This is a genomic window from Streptomyces pseudovenezuelae (assembly GCF_029892565.1).
Classification (GTDB): domain Bacteria; phylum Actinomycetota; class Actinomycetes; order Streptomycetales; family Streptomycetaceae; genus Streptomyces; species Streptomyces pseudovenezuelae_A.
The window spans coordinates 614,669-632,707 of record NZ_JARXVH010000004.1; the positions used below are offsets into that span (position 1 = coordinate 614,669).

Sequence of the window (18,039 nt, forward strand, 5' to 3'; positions counted from 1 at the left end):
CCGCCGCCGGTCCGGACTCACCGGCTGCGCGACCACCAGTCCAGGCGCATGCACAGCTTCCCGCCGAGCCAGTACTCGACCCAGTCGCCGAGGTCCATCGGCGAGCAGTTGGGCGGGTGCACCGGAGGCGGCGTGCTGGGCTCGGTCGGCTTGGGCGGAGGGGTCGGTTCGGTCGGCTTGGGGGGTGTGGTGGGCTCGGTCGGTGTGGTCGGGGTGTCGGTGCGGCCGAAGAGGACGGACCGGTAGACCTTGGACGACTTGGGGTTGGACGAGCACTGCCACACACCGTGCGGGCAGTAGTCGGTCAGCGTGTTGTAGAGCGGCTTGTGCTCGTCCATCCAGGCGAGCATCCGCTTCATGTACTCGGCGTTGTCACCGTTGCGGAACAGGCCCCATTCGGGATAGGAGATGGGCTTGCCGTGGGATTTGGCGAAGTCCACGTGCTCCTGGAGTCCGTAGGGCTCTTTCACCTGCTCGTCGAATGTCAGCCCGGACGGCTGGTCGTACGAATCCATGCCGAGGATGTCGACGGTGTCGTCACCCGGATAGCACTGGGTCCAGGGAATGGCGTCCCGGCCGCGGGTCGGCGTGAAATCGAACCGGAATTTCTGGCCCGGCACCGAACGCATGGTGGTGACGATCCGGTTCCAGTACTTCTTCCAGGACTCCGGATCCGGCCCGCAGCGGGAGGTGTACGTGGTGCCGTTCATCTCCCAGCCGAGCACGATCACCGTGTCCGGCACGTTCAGGTCGACCAGCCGCTGGGCGAGCGCCGTGAAGTGCCGGTCGAAGTCGCCGGCCGCGCCCTGCCGCAGCAGCGACCGCACCTGGGCGTCGGGCACGCCCTCCTCGTTGCGCTCCAGCATGGGGACGTTGAGGACGAGCATCCGGTCGTCCCGCTCGGTGCGCCAGTCCGCCCACACGTCGAGGAACCCGGGCGGTCCCTCGATGTTGCTCCAGCGGTCGCCGGGCAGGTAGGTGTGCCCGACCCGCAGCTCGGCGCCGCCCAGCCAGCGGCTGAGCTCGGCGATCCGGGCCACGCCGCGGGCGCCGTAGTCGAGGTAGGCGCCGAAGGCGGGGGTGTCCTTCCTGGGCTCGGTGACCGCGGGTTTGGTCGCCGGGGTCTGGACGGACGGGGTCTCGGTGGACGGGGTCTGGGCGGGCAGGGTCGGGGGGGCCGTCGGAGCCTCCGCCGCCGGCTTCGTCACCGCGGGTGCCGGGGACGTCGGCGTCGGAGCGGGAGGATCGGCGACCCGCACCACCCCCGCGGCGAAGCCAGGTCCGGACGCCAGGACAGCCGACACGACGACGGTGGCCGTCACGACCGCCAGCCGCCGGGACCGGGGACGTCGCTGCTGGGTCATACCTGCTCCTTTCTCCACTCTCGAAATTCCGCTCGCGGACTTTCTTTACTGACACTCAGTCATATGAACGGCAATCACGCCACCGCCACTACGGCCTTCGAGTGAGAAGACAAAATGCCCGTGTCGCTGTTTGACATCCGCGTCCCCGCGGTTCTCCTGCGAATCGACCGGAATCCCTTTCACCACGGCACACTCGGCGCCGTGCGCTCGCTCGGCAGAGCGGGGGTGAATGTGCACGTGGTCGCGGATTCCACCGGAAGTCCCGTTTCCCGATCTCGTTTTGTACGTCAGCTGCACCCCCCGCCGCCACCGGGCGCGTCCGCGCACGACATCGCCGTGGCGCTGCGCCGGGTGGCCGCCCGGATCGCCCGCCCCGCCGTGCTGATCCCGATGGACGACGCGAGCGCCGTCGCGGTGGGCGGGCTGCGCGACGAACTCGCGCCCTCCTACCTGCTGCCCGCGATGCCCAGCGCCGTTCCCGAGCACGTCGCCGACAAAGCCGAACTGGCCGACGTGTGCGCCGCGTTGGAGGTTCCGCACCCGACGACACTGATCCCCGACAGCCCGGCCCAGGCCGCCACCGCCGCCTGGCAGTTGGGCCTGCCGCTGGTGGCGAAGTGGAGCCGGCCCTGGCTGGTGCCGACCGGCACGGGCCTGCGCAGCACGGTCGTCCTGCGCTCGGCGCAGGAGGCACGTGAGCTGTATCTGCGCTCCGAGGAGGCGGGCAGCCGGCTGCTGCTGCAGGCGTTCCTGCCACCGGGCCCCGAGCGCGACTGGTTCTTCCACGGCTACGTCGACCGCTCGGGCACCGTCCGCGGCGGCGGGGCGGGCCTCAAGCTACGGGCCTGGCCGCGCGGCGCGGGCCTGACGGCGGTGGGCCGCTGGACGCCCAACCCGCAGGTGACGGCGCTCGCCGAACGCCTCACCGACGAACTCGGCTACCGCGGCATCCTCGACCTCGACTTCCGCCGCTGCGGCCGCACCGGGCGCTATCACCTCCTCGACTTCAACCCGCGCCCCGGCGCCCAGTTCCGCCTCTTCGCCGACGGCGCCGGCCTGGACGTCGTACGCGCCCTGCACCTGGATCTGACCCACCGTCCGCTGCCGGAGCCGGCGCCGCTGGCCGGGCGGGAGTTCGTGGTGGAGAACTACGCGCCGCTGAACGCGCTTCGCCCCGCCCCCGCCGGCCGCGAACTGGCCTGGCACGCCGACGACGACCGCGAACCCGGCCGCGCCCTGTGGCCCCTGTGGGGCCGCCATGTCTCCCACCGCCTCCGCGACCGGCTGGGCGGACCGCGCGCGGGATCCGGCGCCCCGGCACCCGCACGCGTGGTGCACCAGGCCGCCGCGCCCCCACCCGGCCTGTCCCCCCTGACCGACCCGTCCGACCTGTCCGACGACGAGAAAGCGAGCAGTTGCTGATGTACGACCTGCTGGTGGTGGGCGCGGGCCCGTACGGCCTGTCCATCGCGTCCCACGCCGCGGCCGCCGGGCTGAACCTGCGTGTCTTCGGCCGGCCGATGGCGTCCTGGCGCGACCACATGCCCGGCGGCATGTTCCTCAAGTCGGAGCCGTGGGCCTCCAACCTCTCGGACCCGGCGGCCCGTTGGCGCCTGGACGCCTACTGCGAGGGCCAGGGCGTGGCCGCGCGGCACGGGGAGCCGATCCCGGTGGAGATGTTCGCCGAATACGGGCTCTGGTTCGCCCGCAACGCCGTGCCGGAGGTGGACGAGCGGACGGTGACCCGCCTCGCGCCCTGCCCCGGCGGCTTCGAGGCGGTCACGGACGACGGCCAGGTACTGCACGCGCGTACGGTCGCGCTGGCGGTCGGCGTCATGCCGTTCGTGGAGATCCCGTCGGCGCTGCGCGCCCTCGACTCCTCCCTCGTCTCGCACAGCAGCCACCACAACGACCTCGCCCGCTTCCGCGGCAAGGACGTCACCGTCATCGGCGGCGGCCAGGCGGCCCTGGAGACCGCGGCCCTGCTCGCCGAACAGGGCACGCGCGTACGGGTGTTGGCGCGGGCCGACGGGCTGTGCTGGAACGACGTACCGCCGCCGTGGGTGCGCCCGTGGTGGCAGTCGGCCCGCTCCCCGCACAGCGGCCTGGGCTGCGGCTGGCGCAACTGGTTCTACGCCGAGCGCCCCGGCCTCTTCCACCGGCTGCCCGACCGGACCCGGGCCGGTATCGCCGCGAGCGCCCTCGGACCTGCCGGCGCCTGGTGGGTGCGGGAGCGGGTGGAGTCAGGTGTCGAGGTGCTGCTCGGCCACGAGGTGACGGCGGCGCGCGCGGTATCGGGCGGGCTGCGGCTCGAAGCGCTGGACCGGAGTGCGGGGTCGCTGCGCGCGCTGGAGACCGAACACGTCATCGCGGCCACGGGGTTCACCGCGACCCGTGAACGCCTGTCACTGCTCTCCGACGACCTGCGCACCGGCCTGGCGGCGGTGGCCGACGGCTCCCCCGAGGTCGGCCGCGACTTCGAGTCCTCGCACCCCGGCCTGTTCCTGGCGGGCCTGGTCACGGCCGCCGGCTTCGGCCCGGCGATGCGCTTCGTGCACGGCGCGACCTACACGGCGGGGGCGCTGGTACGGGGAGTTCGGCGCCGGCTGCGGACCAGCCCGGCCGGCGGGGCGATCCCGGCGCCGGCGAGCGGTGGGGATCAGGTGCGGGTGCGCCGCTGACAAACGCCGGGTGCCGGACACGGACCGTCCGGCACCCGGCGCACCTCGTACCGCTCGACCTGCGCGATTACCTGTGGGACCCGGCCCGACCGCGCCGGTAGAGCACGGCTCCGGCCACGATCATCGCGGCGCTGACCCCCGAGGCACCCAGCATGGCCTCGCTGCCGGTGTGCGGCAGGCTGGGCGGAGGCGTGTGGTCACCGCCGCCGGGGGGCGGGGTGTACGGCGGGGGCGTGTGGTCGCCACCGGGCGGAGGCGTGTGGTCACCTCCGGGCGGAGGCGTGTGGTCACCGCCCGGGGGCGGGGTGTGATCCCCACCGGGCGGAGGCGTGTGGTCACCGCCGGGCGGAGGCGTGTGGTCACCACCGGGCGGGGGCGTGTGGTCACCGCCGGGCGGAGGCGTGTGGTCACCACCGGGCGGAGGCGTGTGGTCACCGCCCGGGGGCGGGGTGTGATCCCCACCGGGCGGAGGCGTGTGGTCACCGCCGGGCGGAGGCGTGTGATCGCCACCGGGCGGAGGCGTGTGGTCACCGCCGCAGGAGTCGCCGTAGCCGTAGCCCGAGTCCTCGCAGTCGTCGTCGGACCCGTAGCCGGAGTCGTCGTCGCCGTACGCGTCGTGACCGTGGTGCCTGCCGTGCGAGCGGCCGTGCGTGTCCTGGCCCTCGGCACAGGAGTTGCCGAAGGCCGGGTTCAGGGCGGCCACCACGTCGACGGAGTTGCCGCAGGCGTTCACCGGTACGTCGAGCGGGGCCTCGACACTGTTGCCGGACAGGACACCAGGTGAGTCCTTGGCCGCGCCGCCCGTGTGCGTGTCGGCCAGGGCGGGGCCGCCGCACAGGGACAGAATGCTTGTCGCGGCGGCTGCCGCGACCATTCCCTTACTCAGGGTCTGTCGCATCTCGTTGTCTTCCTGCCTGAAGAAGAAGTGGGAAAAGCCGGCCTCGGACCGGGAAAAGACGTCCAAGGCCGGCTGTGACGCAGCCGAACGGCTGGTGCCTGCGCGTTACGAGGTCAGTCGTTGACGCACTCGTTGCCGAACGCCGGGTTCAGGAGGCCGATCACGTTGATCGAGTTGCCACACACGTTGATCGGAACGTGGACGGGAACCTGGACCACGTTGCCCGAGAGGACACCCGGCGATCCGATGGCGGCACCCTCGGCACCGGCGTCGGCGAAGGCCGGGGCGGCCAGGCCGAGGGCCATGACGACGCCCGCGACGACTGCGGCGGTCTTCTTCATGAGCTTTCCCTTCTCTGCGGTCATGCTCTGGTGACGGCCGAAACCGAGCGAGCACATTGGAACGGCTCGCCATGACCTGCAGGCTGCAAAACGAGGGATAGACAGCGGAAGAAACTACGGAACGTGAGCCACCGGATAATTCACTCGAACGCCCCGTGCCGAATTGACATATTGACCCACCAGGAGCAGTAACGCTTCTTCTGGGCGGGGCGGATAACGGTGGCGGATTTCGAAGCGAGGCCCGGACGGCCGCACCGAAAACCGGTGGACCGCCCGGGCCGCATCAATGCCCTGGATCAGCTGCCGGCGGAGCCGTTGCCCGACAGCACCGGGATGTTGTCCAGGATGTGCGACGCCGGCTCGTCACCCTTGGCCTGGGTGGAGTTCTCCGCGCACTGCTGGTTCTGCGGGGCCGACAGGACGGGCACGTCCTGCAGCACGGTGACCGGGACGAGGACGCCGACGATGGAGGCGGCGTTGACCTTGGCCGGCAGGCCGACACACAGCTTGTTGAGCGTGCCCTGGGCCAGCGAGGCCTGGGGGCTCATGTCGCCACGGGTGTCGCCGTTGCCGTACACCTGCTCGGCGCCGTTGCCGTTGGTGGTCGTGACGCCGTCGTCGTTGCCAATGGCCAGCGCCTGCGGGGCGGTCGCGGCCGATACTCCGGCGACAGAAGCCGCGACCGCGGCTGCGGCCATTGCCTTCTTGAACATTTCTCCGGTCCTTTCCTGACGGGAGCACACATTCCTGCTTCCACCTCAACCAGAGGCAGCCGGATAGGTTTCGTGACTTCACCCGGTCGGATTCCACGTGGGCCATTGGAGTGAACGCCAGCAACCATGCGGCCCAGCGCCAGTTGTGCAGGTCGCTCCGGTGGACGGGGTTACTCCAGAAGGGACCACGCAAGTGATCAAGAAGGTTATGGCTGCCGCGGCGATCGCCGCTTCCGTCGCCGGTGTATCGGCCGCGACCGCGCCCCAGGCGCTGGCGATCGGCAACGACGGTGGCGTCACCACCACCAACGGCAACGGTTCCGAGCAGGTCTACGGCAACCAGGCCACGTACGGCAACATGAGCCCCCAGATGGCGCTCATCCAGGGCTCGCTGAACAAGCCCTGTGTCGGCCTGCCGGTCAAGGGCAACCTGGCCTCGCTCGTCGGCGTGGTGCCGGTGACGGTCGCCCAGGACGTGCCGATCCTGTCGGCCCCGCAGAACCAGCAGTGTGTCGAGAACTCCACCCAGGCGAAGGGCGACGAGCCGCTGTCGCACATCCTGGACAACATCCCGGTCCTGTCCGGCAACGGCTCCGCCGGCAGCTGATCACCAGACACACGCGAACGGGCCGCCGAATTCTCGGCGGCCCGTTTTGCATGCCCTTTTTTGGTGCCGTCTTCAGTGCCGTGCGGCGCGCGCCCGTCGCGTGCGCTGCGCCAATCGGGGCAACCACCGCAACCAAACGACTTCTCGCGGGTTGATCAACACGCGGCTCTGCAACGGAGTCCGCTCTCCGAAACTCTGCACGGAGTCCGCTCTCCGAAAGGGAACGAAATCATGAAGAAGCTGTTGGCGACCGCCGCGATCGCTGCCTCCGTCGCGGGTGTGTCGGCCGCCACCGCGCCCCAGGCGCTGGCGATCGGCAACGACGACGGTGTCACCACCACCAACGGCAACGGCGCCGAGCAGGTCTACGGCAACCAGGCGACCCACGGCGACATGAGCCCCCAGCTCTCGCTCGTGCAGGGCACCCTGAACAAGCCGTGCATCGGCCTGCCGGCCAAGGTGAACGCCGCCTCCATCGTCGGCGTGGTTCCTGTCACCGTCCTGCAGGACGTCCCCGTCCTGTCGGCCCCGCAGAACCAGCAGTGCACCGAGAACTCCACCCAGGCCAAGGGCGACGAGCCGCTGTCGCACATCCTGGACAACATCCCGGTCCTGTCCGGCAACGGCGCCGTGGGCAGCTGACCTCAGCAGCACCGCGAGAGCGGGTCGCCGAGCACTTCGGCGGCCCGCTTTTCCGTGTCCGCTACCGGGACCGCTTGGTGTACAGCGCCTCGATCTCGTCCCCGTACACCGCCCGCACCGCGTGCCGTTTGACCTTCAGGGACGGGGTCAGCAGTCCGTTCTCCTCGGTGAACTCGCCCTCGACCAGGGTGAAGGCGCGGATCGACTCGGCGCGGGAGACGGCTTCGTTTGCGTAGTCGACGGCCTTCTGGACGTCCGCGCGGATGCGTGGGTCGCGTGCCACCTCGGACAGCGGGGTGTCGGCGGGCAGTCGGCGGACCGACAGCCAGTGGGCGATGGCCTCGGGGTCGAGGGTGATCAGGGCGGCGACGAAGGGGCGGTTGTCGCCGACGACGAGGCACTGGCCGACCGGGGAGCGGCTGCGCAGGCGGTCCTCCAGGACGGCCGGGGAGACGTTCTTGCCGCCGGAGGTGACGAGGATGTCCTTCTTGCGGCCGGTGATGGTGAGGTAGCCGTCCTGGTCCAGGGAGCCGAGGTCGCCGGTGGCGAACCAGTCGTCCTGGAGTACGGCGTCGGTGGCGGCCGGGTTGTTCCAGTAGGCGCCGAAGACGATGCCGCCCTTGATGAGCACCTCGCCGTCGTCGGCTATGCGGATCGCGGTGCCGGGGACCGGGAGGCCGACGGTGCCGGGGCGGGGCTTGAGGGGCGGGACGATGGTGGCGGCGGCGGAGGTCTCGGTCAGGCCGTAGCCCTCGTAGACGATGATTCCGGCGGCGTAGAAGAACAGGTTGAGGTTGCGGTCGAGTGGGGAACCGCCGCTGATCGCGTAGCGCATGCGGCCGCCGAGTTCCTTGCGGATGCGGCGGTAGACCAGCAGGTCGTACAGGGCCCAGGCGGCGTAGAGGGTGGGGGCGGGGCCCTTGCCGGTGTCGAGGAACCTGTTGAGGTACGCCTCGCCGAAGCGGACGCCGATGCGGTCCGCGCGGTCGAAGGAGGCGCCGCGGCCGATCTTCTCGGCGGTGGCGCGGCCGGTGTCGTGGATCTTCTCGAAGAGGTACGGGACGCCGACCAGGAACGTCGGGCGGAACTCCTTGAAGGCCGGGCGGAGTTCGTCGGGCTTGATGCTCGGGCAGTGGCCGATCTCGATGCGGGCCATCAGGCAGGCGATCTGGAGGGTGCGGCCGAGGATGTGGGCAAGGGGGAGGAAGAGGAGCGTGGAGGCGACCTGGCGGGTGACCTCCTTGAAGATGGGGTGGAGCAGCTCGACCGTGTTGGCGGCCTCGGCGTGCAGGTTGGCGTGGGTGAGGACGCAGCCCTTGGGTTTTCCGGTGGTGCCGGAGGTGTAGCAGACGGTGGCGATGGTGTCGGGGGTGAGGGCGGTACGGCGCTTGGTGACCTCCTCGTCGGGGAGGTCGCGGCCGAGGGCGGTGAGTTCCGCCATGGCACCGGCGTCCAACCGCCAGGTGCGCGGCGGCTGTTCGTGACCTGCCGTGCCTGTCGCCACCGTGTCGGCGTTCTCGGCGGTCTCCGTGACGACGAAGCGGGTGCCCGAGTCGCGGACGATCCACTCGATCTGCTCGGCGGAGGAGGTGGCGTAGATGGGGACGGTCTGGCCGCCGGCGGCCCAGATCGCGAAGTCCAGGACCGTCCACTCGTAGCGGGTACGGGACATGACCGCGACCCGGCCACCGGGTTCGAGGCCGGCCGCGATCAACCCCTTGGCCACGGCGGTGACTTCGCGGGCGAAGGCCGCCGCCGTGACGGGCCGCCAGGTGCCCTGTTCCTTGCGGCGCAGGAGTACGGCGTCGGGGGCCTCGGCCGCGTTGGTGAAGGGCAGGTCGGCGGCGCTGCCGGTGGTGGGCCTGGCGGCCATGGGCGCGGTGCGGGCCTCGCGTACCGTGCCGTGTTCGTCCCTGACCAGCTCGACCTCGGTGCGGGAGGCCAGGTCGGCGCGCTGCTTGGCCCGTTTCAGATCCTTGCGTACGCCCATGGCGGCTCCCGGTCGCAGGGTGCTGAACGGAGGTCAACTTACCGGTGCGTAACGGAAATTCAATGGGTTCCGCGGGGTCGGTTCAGGCGGCCGCGGGTTCGGCGGGCTTCTGCTCCGGCTCCAGCACCTTGCGGGTGATGCGCTCGCCGATCGCCGCCACCAGGGTGCGCGGGCGGCGCGGGTTCAGGTGGGCGCCCAGTGCGTTGCCCAGCCCCGGGGTGAGGTACGCGCGGTCGCGGTCGAGGGCGCGCAGGGCTGCGCGGACGACCGGTTCCGAGGTGCTGAACGAGCCCATCGCGGCCTTGCGGGTGCCGATCGCCTCGAAGAAGCCCGTCTCGACCGGGCCCGGGCACAGGGCCGTGACCCTGATGCCGCGGCCTCGGTACTCCTGGCGCAGCGCCAGCGAGAAGTTGAGGACGAACGTCTTGGTGGCGCCGTAGACCGCGAAGTACGGGGACGGCTGGTAGCCGGCCGTGGAGCCGACGTTGAGGACGGCTCCGGAGCCGCGCTCCAGCATGCCGGGGAGCACGGCGTGGGTGAGGTCCACGAGGGCGAGGACGTTGACCATGATCTCGTCGTGCTCGCGTCGCGGGTCGATCTCCTCGAAGCGGCCGCAGGTGCCGAAGCCCGCGTTGTTGACCAGCAGGTCGACGGTGAGGCCGCGGGCCGCGAGGGCCTCGGCGACGCGGTCGGCGGCGTCGGGCTCGGCGAGGTCCTGGGGCAGGACGTGCGCCTGGACGCCGTACGTCGTACGCAGCCCGTCGGCCAGTTCTTCGAGGCGGTCCCGGGAGCGGGCGACGAGGATCACGTCGTGGCCGCGGGCGGCGAGCTGGGTGGCGAACTCGGCACCCAGTCCGGAGGAGGCGCCGGTGATGAGGGCGGTGGATGTGGCCGTCATGACTGTTCCCTTCAGAACGTCGAGGTGAGACGAGCCGAACGACTAACTAAGACACTACTGTAGCTATTATTCTCTTAATTGCAACAGCTCTGACTCAGTTAACTAGGGAACGGCAACCACGGAGTATCGTCTACGTCCAGTGGGGGTCAGGAGTCGACGGAGTGGAGGTGCCCATGGGCCGAGCGCTGCGGGCCGATGCCGAGCGCAGTGTGCGCGCGATTCTGGAGGCGGCCGAGCTGGTGCTCGCCGCCGATCCGAACGCATCCATGGAGCAGATCGCCGAGGCCGCCGGCGTGGCCAGGACGACGGTCCACCGGCGCTTCGCCAGTCGGCAGGCACTGATCGAGGCGCTCGCCGAGTCAGCCGTACGACAGCTCAACCAGGCCATCGAGGACGCGCGGCCCGACACCACGCCGCCGCTGATCGCGCTGCACCGCGTCACCGCCAACGTGCTGCGGATCAAGGGGGCTTGGAGCTATGCCCTGGGGCGGCCGACCGAGGAGGGCGGCGGCGCCGCGGCGGGCTGGGACCAGCTCGGGGCGCGCTGCGTCGAACTCCTGGGCCGGGCCAAGGCCGAGGGCCTGCTCGACCCGGCCGCGGACCTGGAGTGGGTCCGCCGCGTCTACTACGCCCTGATCGGCGAGGCCCTGCACGACGAGCGGCCGGACCCCGATCCCGACGCCCTGGCGACGCTCGTCGTCGACACGCTGCTGTACGGCGCCGGGCGGCGGCCCGGCACCGTCTGACTCAGCGCACCGTGCGGTTCGCCGTTTCAATGGCGTCGGCGAGTTTCTTCACCTCGCCGTCCTCCGTCCGGTCCGCCAAGTCGCGGGCGCGGTCCTTGAGTTCGTCGAGGCCGGGGTCGCCGGGGAGGGACCTCCAGCGGTCGTCGCCGGAGCGCAGGGAGTCGGCGAAGTAGGCGGCGACGGCCGTGACCTGGAAGCGGGGGCTCGCCTTCCATACGGAGTCCTGGAGCGCGCCGGTCTCCAGCTCGCCGGACTTCTCGTGCGGGTCGCGGGTGTGGGGGTCGAGCCAGCGGACGGTGGCCGTGGCGAGGTGGCCGTGGGCGCCCTCCCGGACGCGGACGGCGTAGAGGGCGGTGACGGTGTGGCCGGGGCCGACCTCGCCGCCGTCGACGCGGTCGTCGCGGAAGTCGTCGTCGGCGACCTGGCGGTCGTCGTAGCCGACGAGGCGGAACTGGGCGACCGTCTCCGGGTCGAAGGCGACCTGGGCCTTGGCGTCGCGGGCGGTGAGGTCGATGTTCTGCGGGAGTTGGTCGCAGAAGACCTTGCGGGCCTCGTCCTCGCCGGAGACGTAGACGGTGTGGCCGTCGCCCTTGTCGGCGAGGCGTTCCATCAGGGCGTCGCCGTAGTCGCTGCCGACGCCGACGCCGAAGAGGGTGATGCCGTACTCGCGGCGGGCGTCCGAGATGCGGTCGAGGATGGAGTCCGGGTCGGTGTCGCCGTCGTTGGCGAGGGCGTCGGAGATGAGGACGACGCGGTTGGTGGCGCCCTCGCGGCGGCCCTCGACCGCGGTGTCGTAGCCGGTCTCGACGCCGGCGCCGAGGTTGGTGGAGTAGGTCGGCTCCAGGCTGTCGATCGCGTGGTGGATGCGGCCGCGGTGGCCGCCGAGGCGGGTCATCGGCAGGACGGTCTCGGCCTTGTCGCTGAAGGTGACGACGGCGACCGAGTCGTCGTCGCGCAGCCGGTCCGTCATGGTCCCGAGGGACTTCTGGGCGAGGTCGAGGCGGCCCTCTTCACTCATCGAGCCGGAGATGTCGATGACGAACGTGAGGGCGGCGGGCGGGCGTTCACCGGTCTGCGTGGCGGGGCGGGTGGCGAGGCCCACGCGGACCAGCGACCAGTCCTCGTCCTTCGTGCGGGCGCCGTCGACGGTGACCGTGAAGCCGTTGCCGTCGGGGCGCTCGTAGTCCTGGCGGAAGCTGTTGACGAACTCCTCGGGACGGATCGTCGAGGGGTCGGGCCGGTGTCCCTCGGCGAGGGTGCGGCGGGCGTAACCGTAGGACGCGGTGTCCACGTCGAGGGCGAAGGTGGAGAGGTAGTCGGGGCTCGGGGAGGGCTCGGCGAAGGAGTCCTCGCCTTTCTGCTCGCCCTCCCGGTTCCCGTCGCCGGCCGTCGGGGCGGCCGGTGCCGGGGCCGGGAAGCCGTTCTGTTCGGAGCCGTCCGAGGCCTTGTTGCTGCCGTCGGAGTCCCCTCCCCCACAGGCCGTCAGCAGCAGGCTGCCGGTCGCGGTGAGGGCGAGCAGGGCGGCGCCCAGCCGCCGGGTGCGGCGGCGTGGCGTGCCCGGCCGTGGTGTTCGGTACCACTCCATCTTCCGTTCCCCTTTGCTCCGGCTTGCTCCGTTGACGTCGACATCTGTGACTGTGACGGCGCGGAGGGCCGGAACGTGCGGCACGGGGCGTTGCGGAAGGATCTCAACAAGGCCACGATCATGGGCCGTTGAGACCGGTGGGTAATCCTCCGTTGACCTAAGAGACGACGTCCTTGCGGGCGAAACCGCGGAAGGCCAGGGCGAACAGCACGAGCGCGTACGTTACCGAAACCGCGGTGCCCTGGATCATGCCGGACCACTCCAGGTGCGGCTGGACGGCGTCCGCCCACGCGAACTGCCAGTGCGCGGGCAGGAAGTCGCGCCAGTGGCCGAGCGCCGTCACCGCGTCCAGGACGTTGCCGACGATGGTCAGACCGACCGCACCGCCGACCGCGCCCAGGGGTGCGTCCGTCTTCGTGGAGAGCCAGAACGCGAGCCCTGCCGTGACCAGTTGGGAGACGAAGATGTACGCCACCACCACGACCAGGCGCTGCGCGGCCGTGCCCGGCTCCAGCGCGCCGCCGGTCGGGATCTCCAGCGGGCCCCAGCCGTAGGCGGCCGTGCCGACGGCCAGCGCCACCACCGGCAGCAGGATCATCGCGGCCAGGCTGAGGCCGAGGCCGACGACGAGCTTGGACCACAGGAGGCGGGCGCGCGGGACGGGGGCGGCGAGCAGATAGCGCAGGGAGGACCAGCCGGCTTCCGAGGCGACCGTGTCCCCGCAGAACAGGGCGACCGGGATGACGAGCAGGAAGCCCGCCGACACGAACAGGTTCACCGCGGCGAAGTTGGCGCCGGACGCGGTGGCCGTGTCCATCAGCGTCACGTTGCCATTGCCGTTGCCCGGCCCGCCGCCGATCGCGAACGCGATCAGCAGCACGAACGGCAGCGCGGCGAGGATCGCGCCCATCACCAGCGTGCGTCGGCGCTTCAACTGCCGTGCCAGCTCTACGCGGAGGGGCAGGGTGCGGCCGGCCCGGTAGCCGGACGCCACCTCGGCGCGCTCGACGAGCGTGCTCATGCGGAACCTCCGATCAGGGTGAGGAAGGCGTCTTCGAGCCGGCGGTGCGGGCCGAGGGAGGCGACCGGGATTTCGAGCCGGACGAGTTCGACCAGGAGGCGGGCGGCGGCGGGAGAGCCGTCGGCTGGAGGTGCGTTGGTATGAGGTGCGTTGGCGTGGGGCACGGGTGCGTGCTCGTCGGCTGCCGGCATCTCCGTGCCGTTCACCTCGCGGTGCGGCACGACGACCGCGAGCGGCTCCACCTCAGGACTGGGTGTGTCAGCAGGCGCCAGCCGGACCAGCAGGCCGCCGTCCGCCCGTACCGCCGACTCGACGCCGGGCAGGGCAGCGACCTTCTCGACCAGGGGGTCCGCGATGGCGGACGCCAGGCCGACGAGCAGGGTGTCGCCCGAGCCGATGATCTCGCCGACCGGGCCGGCCTGGACGAGTCGGCCGCGGTCCATGACGACGAGGTGGGTGCAGGACTGCTCGACCTCCGCCAGGAGGTGGCTGGAGACGATCACCGTGCGCCCGGCGGCCGCGTACCGGATCATCACCTCGCGCATCTCGCGGATCTGGGGCGGGTCGAGGCCGTTGGTGGGTTCGTCGAGGATGAGGAGGTCCGGGAGGCCGAGCATGGCCTGGGCGATGGCCAGGCGTTGGCGCATGCCCTGGGAGTAGGTGCGGACCGCGCGGGCCAGGGCGTCGCCGAGGCCGGCGATCTCCAGGGCCTCGTCCAGGTGGGCGTCCTCGGGCGGGCGGCCGGTCGCCGCCCAGTACAGCTCCAGGTTCTCGCGGCCGGAGAGGTGCGGAAGGAAGCCCGCGCCCTCGACGAACGCGCCGACCCGGGACAGGACCGGGGCACCTGGCCGGATCGCGTGCCCGAAGACGCGGATCTCGCCGTCGTCCGGCTTGATCAGGCCCATCAGCATGCGCAGGGTGGTGGTCTTGCCCGCGCCGTTCGGCCCCAGCAGGCCCAGGACCTGGCCCTTCTCGACGCGGAAGGACACCTCCCGGACCGCGTACCGGTCCGCCGAGCGCGCGTACCGCTTGCTCAAGTCGGTGATCTGGAGCGGGACTTCGGCCAGCGCCGGGTCCGGGGGCACCGCGGTGGTGCGGCGGCGGCCCGACAGCAGCAGGGCGAGGGCGATCACCGCGCCCACCAGCGGCAGCCACCACACCCAGGACGGGAGCGGGGCGGCGGCGGTCGTCACACCGGGCGCCGTCGGCACCTTCAGGTCGCCCTTCAGGGAGACGGTGTACGTCGCCGGGGCGGTCGGGGAGGCGTATCCGAGGTCCGTGGAGGCGAGGACCAGGCGCAGGCGGTGGCCCTGCTCGACCTCGTGGTCGATGGCCGGGAGCGTGATGGTGACGTCCTTGCCCGCCTTGGCGCCCTCGACGCGGATCGGGGTGACCAGCTGGGAGGGCAGCACGGGGGACGTGCCGCCGGGCCCGACGTCGTACACCTTGCCGAAGAGCACGGCGTCGTCGCTGGTCGACTTCACGTGGACGGTGACCGTCGGCGAGCCGGTGACGCGCAGGCCGCTGCCGACCGGTGCCGACTCGAACCGCGCGTACTGGCCGGGGAAGTCCAGCGAGACGCCGACGCCCAGCGAGGAGAGCTGGGCGAGGCCGCCGCCGCCGAGGCCGGGCAGGGCGGAGACGGCGGGCGGGCTGGCGCCGGCCGGGTTGTCGAAGGTCTGCTCGCGGCGGCCGGTCAGGGCGATCGACTTCTGACCGCTCTCCAGGCCCGGGTAGCTGTCGGCGCTCGCGCCGCGCAGCAGGGCCGCGCCGTCCGTGGAGTCGACGCCTCCGGTGCGGGTCACGCGGAAGGCCGGGCCGGTGTCGGTGGCCTTGTCGTCCTTGAGGTAGCGGTCGAACCAGGCACGCACGCGTGACTGCACGCGGCCGGTCTCCATGTCGCCGCCGTCGTGCCCGCCTGCGATCCAGTCGACGTCCACGGGTGCGCCGTTGGCGCGGATGGCCTTCGCGGCGGCGTCGGCCTGGCCGAGCGGGAAGAGGGAGTCGGTCTGGCCCTGCAGCAGGAGCGTGGGCACCTTGATGCGGGTGCCCACGGCGGACGGCGAGCGGGCGTCCAGCAGGGCACGCGCCTGTGCGTCCGGCTTGCCCGCCTCCGCGACGCGCTCGTACATCCGGCACAGCTCGGGCTGGAAGTTGTCGCAGCCGCCGCCGGAGTTGACGAAGATGCCGGCCCACAGCTTCTTGAAAACGCCGTTCGGGAAGAGGGCGTCCGCGAGGTTCCAGTAGGTGATCGCCGGGGCGATGGCGTCCACGCGGTCGTCGTAGCCGGCCGCGAGGAGTGAGATCGCGCCGCCGTACGAGGCGCCGGCGACGCCCACGCGCGGGTCGCCGGTCTTGTCGAGCTGGACCTGGGGTTGCTCGGCCAGCCAGTCGATCAGCTTGGAGACGTCCTTGACCTCGCCCTTCGGGTCGTTCAGACCGATCTTGCCGGTCGACTTCCCGAAGCCTCGGGCGGACCAGGTCAGTACCGCGTAGCCGTCCTCGGCGAGGTTCTCGGCCTGTTGACGTACGTCGTCCTTGGTGCCGCCGAAGCCGTGGGCCAGGAGGACGGCGGGGTGCCTGCCGGCGGTGGCGGGGGTGAAGTACGAGGTGTCGATGCGGACGCCGTCGATCGCCATGATGCGGTCGGATCGGTGTGCCGGGGTCTTCTCGTCCGAGGCAACTGCCGTCCACGTTCCCGCTGCCGCGAGTACGGCGAGGGCGGCGCCGGCTGCCAGTAGGCGGCGGTGCCGGGGCCTTCGCAGTTGGCCTCGCAGGGTGGGGAGTCGAAGATCCATGCGTTCAACGGTACGGGGCGTCTCTGACAGTTGGAGGGGACCCCGGGGTGAACGTGCGGACCTTCTCTGGGAGTACGGGGTGGCTACGCCGTACCGCATGTGGTGTACGGCTACTGGCTCGGGGGGTTCTGTGATTCGCCGGGTGCGGATTGATTGTGGCCGGTCGCGCAGTTCCCCGCGCCCCTGAAGCCTTCGCCCCTGCTGGGCTTCAGGCTTCCGCATCCTCGGGGACCGAAATGAGCCACCGTGTCTCTCTGCGCGGCCGCAGATACAACGCCCAGTACAAGGTGGCCGCTGCTGTTATGCCGCCCGTCCAGAGCAAGTACGTCGTCTCCTGCTGGCTCAGGATGTACGCCAGGACCGCGATCAGGAGGAGGGGGACGGTCGGCCAGAGGGGCATGCGCCAGGCCCGGGTGTGTTTGTGGGTGCCTCGGCGGGAGAGGAGGGCGGCTGTCGCGACCAGGAGGTACATGCCCGTCACGGAGACGCCTGTTACGCCGTAGAGGGTGTCCAGGTTGACGAAGCAGAGCAGGGCGCCGGGGATGCCCACGGCGAGGGTGGCTGTCCAGGGGGAGCCGAAGCGGCCCAGTTTTGAGAAGACGGTGTTGATCGGGGTGGGCCAGGCCTTGTCGCGGGCCGAGGCGTACAGGACTCGGGAGTTCTGGATGACCATGACGATGCCCGCGTTGATGATCGCGAGGGCCACGCAGAGGCTGACGAAGGTGCCGACGGCCGAGTTGGACCAGGCGGTGACCATGGAGCTGATGTCGCCGCCGGTGAGGGTCGAGAGGTCGGAGGCGCCCATCGTGATCGCGATCACCGGGACCAGGATGATCACCGACGAGATCGCCAGGGTGGCCAGGACCGTACGGGCCACGTTGCGGCGCGGGTTCTCCAACTCCTCGGAGAGGTAGACCGCCGTCGAGAAGCCCTGCGTGACGAACAGGGCGATGGCCAGGCCCGAGACGACCAGCATCGCCGTCACCGTGTCGGCGTGGCCGTCGGCGCCCGACACCTGCATGGACACCAGGCTGCCCGCGCCCCGCTCGCTGTGTGCGAAGCCCAGGACCGCCACGACGGCCGCCGCGATGACCTCCAGGACCAGGAAGACGCCGGTGATCCAGGCGTTGGCTCGCAGGTCGAGGAGGCCGGCGAGGGTGGCCAGGAGCATGACGGCGGCGCCGGCGATCGACGGGTTCAGGTGCACCACCGGTGCCAGGTAGTCCGCCGTGCCCATCGCTATCACCGGCGGGACGATCATCACGACCAGGAGTGACAGTACGAAGACCAGCCAGCCCGCCAGTCGGCCCGCCAGCGTCGAGACCATCGCGTACTCGCCGCCCGCGCTCGGGATGAGGGTGCCCAGCTCCGAGTAGCAGAACGCGACGGCGATGCAGAGGACCGAGCCGATCGCGATCGTGAGGGCGGTCGCCGTGCCGAGCGAGCCGAACAGGTCGGGGACGACCACGAAGAGCGTGGAGGCCGGTGTCACGCAGGAGAGGGTGAGGAGGGTGCCGCCGACGATGCCGATGGAACGCTTCAGCTGCCGCGGGCTCTGGGAACTGTCCGACGACGCCTCGGAAACGGCGGCCTCGGCAGTGGGGAGGGTGTCGGTCACGCGCTGATGGAACATTGACGGAAACCGTCACGTCAATGGGTGTTCACCTACGGAATCCGTAGATCCAGCCCGTGTCGGGGCCTGTATTCGGTGCTTCGCGGTAGTGCCTGCCACGGTTCGGGATTGTGCGGGAACCG

15 protein-coding genes are annotated in these 18,039 nt (G+C 71.1%); 5 read left to right on the forward strand and 10 right to left on the reverse strand.

The annotated features are described in order from the left end of the window. Window positions 1–17: 17 nt before the first annotated feature. Window positions 18–1,364 carry a glycoside hydrolase family 26 protein gene (locus M2283_RS15550; RefSeq protein ID WP_280876784.1) on the reverse strand — a complete coding sequence of 449 codons (1,347 nt, stop codon included), beginning with the start codon at window positions 1,362–1,364 and terminating at the stop codon, window positions 18–20. A 120-nt stretch (window positions 1,365–1,484) separates the two neighbouring features. On the opposite strand from M2283_RS15550, the gene M2283_RS15555 reads away from it, so the two are divergent. Beyond that, window positions 1,485–2,786 (forward strand): ATP-grasp domain-containing protein, encoded by a 1,302-nt coding sequence (locus M2283_RS15555; RefSeq protein WP_280876785.1) that lies wholly within the window; start codon window positions 1,485–1,487, stop codon window positions 2,784–2,786. Continuing rightward, a complete protein-coding gene (locus M2283_RS15560; protein ID WP_280876786.1) occupies window positions 2,786–4,045 on the forward strand; it encodes an NAD(P)-binding domain-containing protein in 1,260 nt (419 codons plus the stop codon). Before M2283_RS15555 ends, M2283_RS15560 begins: the two co-directional genes overlap by 1 nt. Before the next feature lie 67 nt (window positions 4,046–4,112). On the opposite strand, the gene M2283_RS15565 is transcribed toward M2283_RS15560, so the two are convergent. The 3 genes from M2283_RS15565 to M2283_RS15575 all read right to left on the reverse strand — a co-directional run bounded on the left by M2283_RS15565 (window position 4,113) and on the right by M2283_RS15575 (window position 5,997). After that, window positions 4,113–4,943: a chaplin family protein gene (locus tag M2283_RS15565; protein WP_280876787.1), complete on the reverse strand. Its 831-nt coding sequence runs from the start codon at window positions 4,941–4,943 to the stop codon at window positions 4,113–4,115. A 113-nt stretch (window positions 4,944–5,056) separates the two neighbouring features. Then, entirely contained in the window at window positions 5,057–5,284 is a 228-nt protein-coding gene (chpD, locus tag M2283_RS15570) for a chaplin ChpD (protein WP_280876788.1), read from the reverse strand. Between the two features lie 296 nt (window positions 5,285–5,580). After that, the gene (locus M2283_RS15575) at window positions 5,581–5,997 is read right to left on the reverse strand and encodes a rodlin (protein ID WP_280876789.1); all 417 of its coding nucleotides are present in this window, start codon (window positions 5,995–5,997) and stop codon (window positions 5,581–5,583) included. A gap of 193 nt (window positions 5,998–6,190) precedes the next feature. Between M2283_RS15575 and M2283_RS15580 the strand changes: the two genes are divergently transcribed. Together M2283_RS15580 and M2283_RS15585 are read left to right on the forward strand one after the other, a co-directional pair. Continuing rightward, entirely contained in the window at window positions 6,191–6,604 is a 414-nt protein-coding gene (locus M2283_RS15580; RefSeq protein ID WP_124000097.1) for a rodlin, read from the forward strand. 231 nt (window positions 6,605–6,835) lie between these two features. Further along, window positions 6,836–7,246, forward strand: coding sequence for a rodlin (locus tag M2283_RS15585; protein ID WP_280876790.1), 411 nt, complete (start codon window positions 6,836–6,838; stop codon window positions 7,244–7,246). 61 nt (window positions 7,247–7,307) lie between these two features. Here M2283_RS15585 and M2283_RS15590 read toward each other — a convergent pair whose 3' ends face one another. Further along, on the reverse strand, window positions 7,308–9,236 hold the full coding sequence (locus tag M2283_RS15590; RefSeq protein WP_280876791.1) for an AMP-dependent synthetase/ligase: 1,929 nt from the start codon (window positions 9,234–9,236) through the stop codon (window positions 7,308–7,310). A gap of 82 nt (window positions 9,237–9,318) precedes the next feature. Beyond that, window positions 9,319–10,134 (reverse strand): SDR family NAD(P)-dependent oxidoreductase, encoded by an 816-nt coding sequence (locus M2283_RS15595; protein WP_280876792.1) that lies wholly within the window; start codon window positions 10,132–10,134, stop codon window positions 9,319–9,321. A 173-nt stretch (window positions 10,135–10,307) separates the two neighbouring features. Here M2283_RS15595 and M2283_RS15600 point away from each other — a divergent pair, with 173 nt between their 5' ends. Beyond that, window positions 10,308–10,880, forward strand: a complete 573-nt coding sequence (locus tag M2283_RS15600) for a TetR/AcrR family transcriptional regulator (protein ID WP_280876793.1) — start codon at window positions 10,308–10,310, stop codon at window positions 10,878–10,880. 1 nt (window position 10,881) lies between these two features. Here the strand turns inward: M2283_RS15600 and M2283_RS15605 are convergent, their stop codons facing one another. The 4 genes from M2283_RS15605 to M2283_RS15620 all read right to left on the reverse strand — a co-directional run bounded on the left by M2283_RS15605 (window position 10,882) and on the right by M2283_RS15620 (window position 17,902). Further along, entirely contained in the window at window positions 10,882–12,465 is a 1,584-nt protein-coding gene (locus M2283_RS15605) for a vWA domain-containing protein (RefSeq protein ID WP_280876794.1), read from the reverse strand. A gap of 157 nt (window positions 12,466–12,622) precedes the next feature. Then, window positions 12,623–13,486, reverse strand: a complete 864-nt coding sequence (locus M2283_RS15610) for an ABC transporter permease (protein WP_280876795.1) — start codon at window positions 13,484–13,486, stop codon at window positions 12,623–12,625. After that, window positions 13,483–16,284, reverse strand: a complete 2,802-nt coding sequence (locus tag M2283_RS15615) for a CocE/NonD family hydrolase (RefSeq protein ID WP_280876796.1) — start codon at window positions 16,282–16,284, stop codon at window positions 13,483–13,485. The genes M2283_RS15610 and M2283_RS15615 overlap by 4 nt, the downstream gene beginning before the upstream one ends. Before the next feature lie 208 nt (window positions 16,285–16,492). Continuing rightward, the gene (locus tag M2283_RS15620) at window positions 16,493–17,902 is read right to left on the reverse strand and encodes an APC family permease (RefSeq protein WP_280876797.1); all 1,410 of its coding nucleotides are present in this window, start codon (window positions 17,900–17,902) and stop codon (window positions 16,493–16,495) included. Between the last annotated feature and the right edge of the window lie 137 nt (window positions 17,903–18,039).

Coding starts and splice junctions, on each gene's coding strand:
- M2283_RS15575 (WP_280876789.1), bottom strand. CDS start 5,997: ATGTTCAAGAAGGCAATGGCCGCAGCCGCGGTCGCGGCTTCTGTCGCC.
- M2283_RS15600 (WP_280876793.1), top strand. CDS start 10,308: ATGGGCCGAGCGCTGCGGGCCGATGCCGAGCGCAGTGTGCGCGCGATT.
- M2283_RS15610 (WP_280876795.1), bottom strand. CDS start 13,486: ATGAGCACGCTCGTCGAGCGCGCCGAGGTGGCGTCCGGCTACCGGGCC.
- M2283_RS15605 (WP_280876794.1), bottom strand. CDS start 12,465: ATGGAGTGGTACCGAACACCACGGCCGGGCACGCCACGCCGCCGCACC.
- M2283_RS15595 (WP_280876792.1), bottom strand. CDS start 10,134: ATGACGGCCACATCCACCGCCCTCATCACCGGCGCCTCCTCCGGACTG.
- M2283_RS15585 (WP_280876790.1), top strand. CDS start 6,836: ATGAAGAAGCTGTTGGCGACCGCCGCGATCGCTGCCTCCGTCGCGGGT.
- M2283_RS15565 (WP_280876787.1), bottom strand. CDS start 4,943: ATGCGACAGACCCTGAGTAAGGGAATGGTCGCGGCAGCCGCCGCGACA.
- M2283_RS15550 (WP_280876784.1), bottom strand. CDS start 1,364: ATGACCCAGCAGCGACGTCCCCGGTCCCGGCGGCTGGCGGTCGTGACG.
- M2283_RS15560 (WP_280876786.1), top strand. CDS start 2,786: ATGTACGACCTGCTGGTGGTGGGCGCGGGCCCGTACGGCCTGTCCATC.
- M2283_RS15615 (WP_280876796.1), bottom strand. CDS start 16,284: ATGGATCTTCGACTCCCCACCCTGCGAGGCCAACTGCGAAGGCCCCGG.
- M2283_RS15590 (WP_280876791.1), bottom strand. CDS start 9,236: ATGGGCGTACGCAAGGATCTGAAACGGGCCAAGCAGCGCGCCGACCTG.
- chpD (WP_280876788.1), bottom strand. CDS start 5,284: ATGAAGAAGACCGCCGCAGTCGTCGCGGGCGTCGTCATGGCCCTCGGC.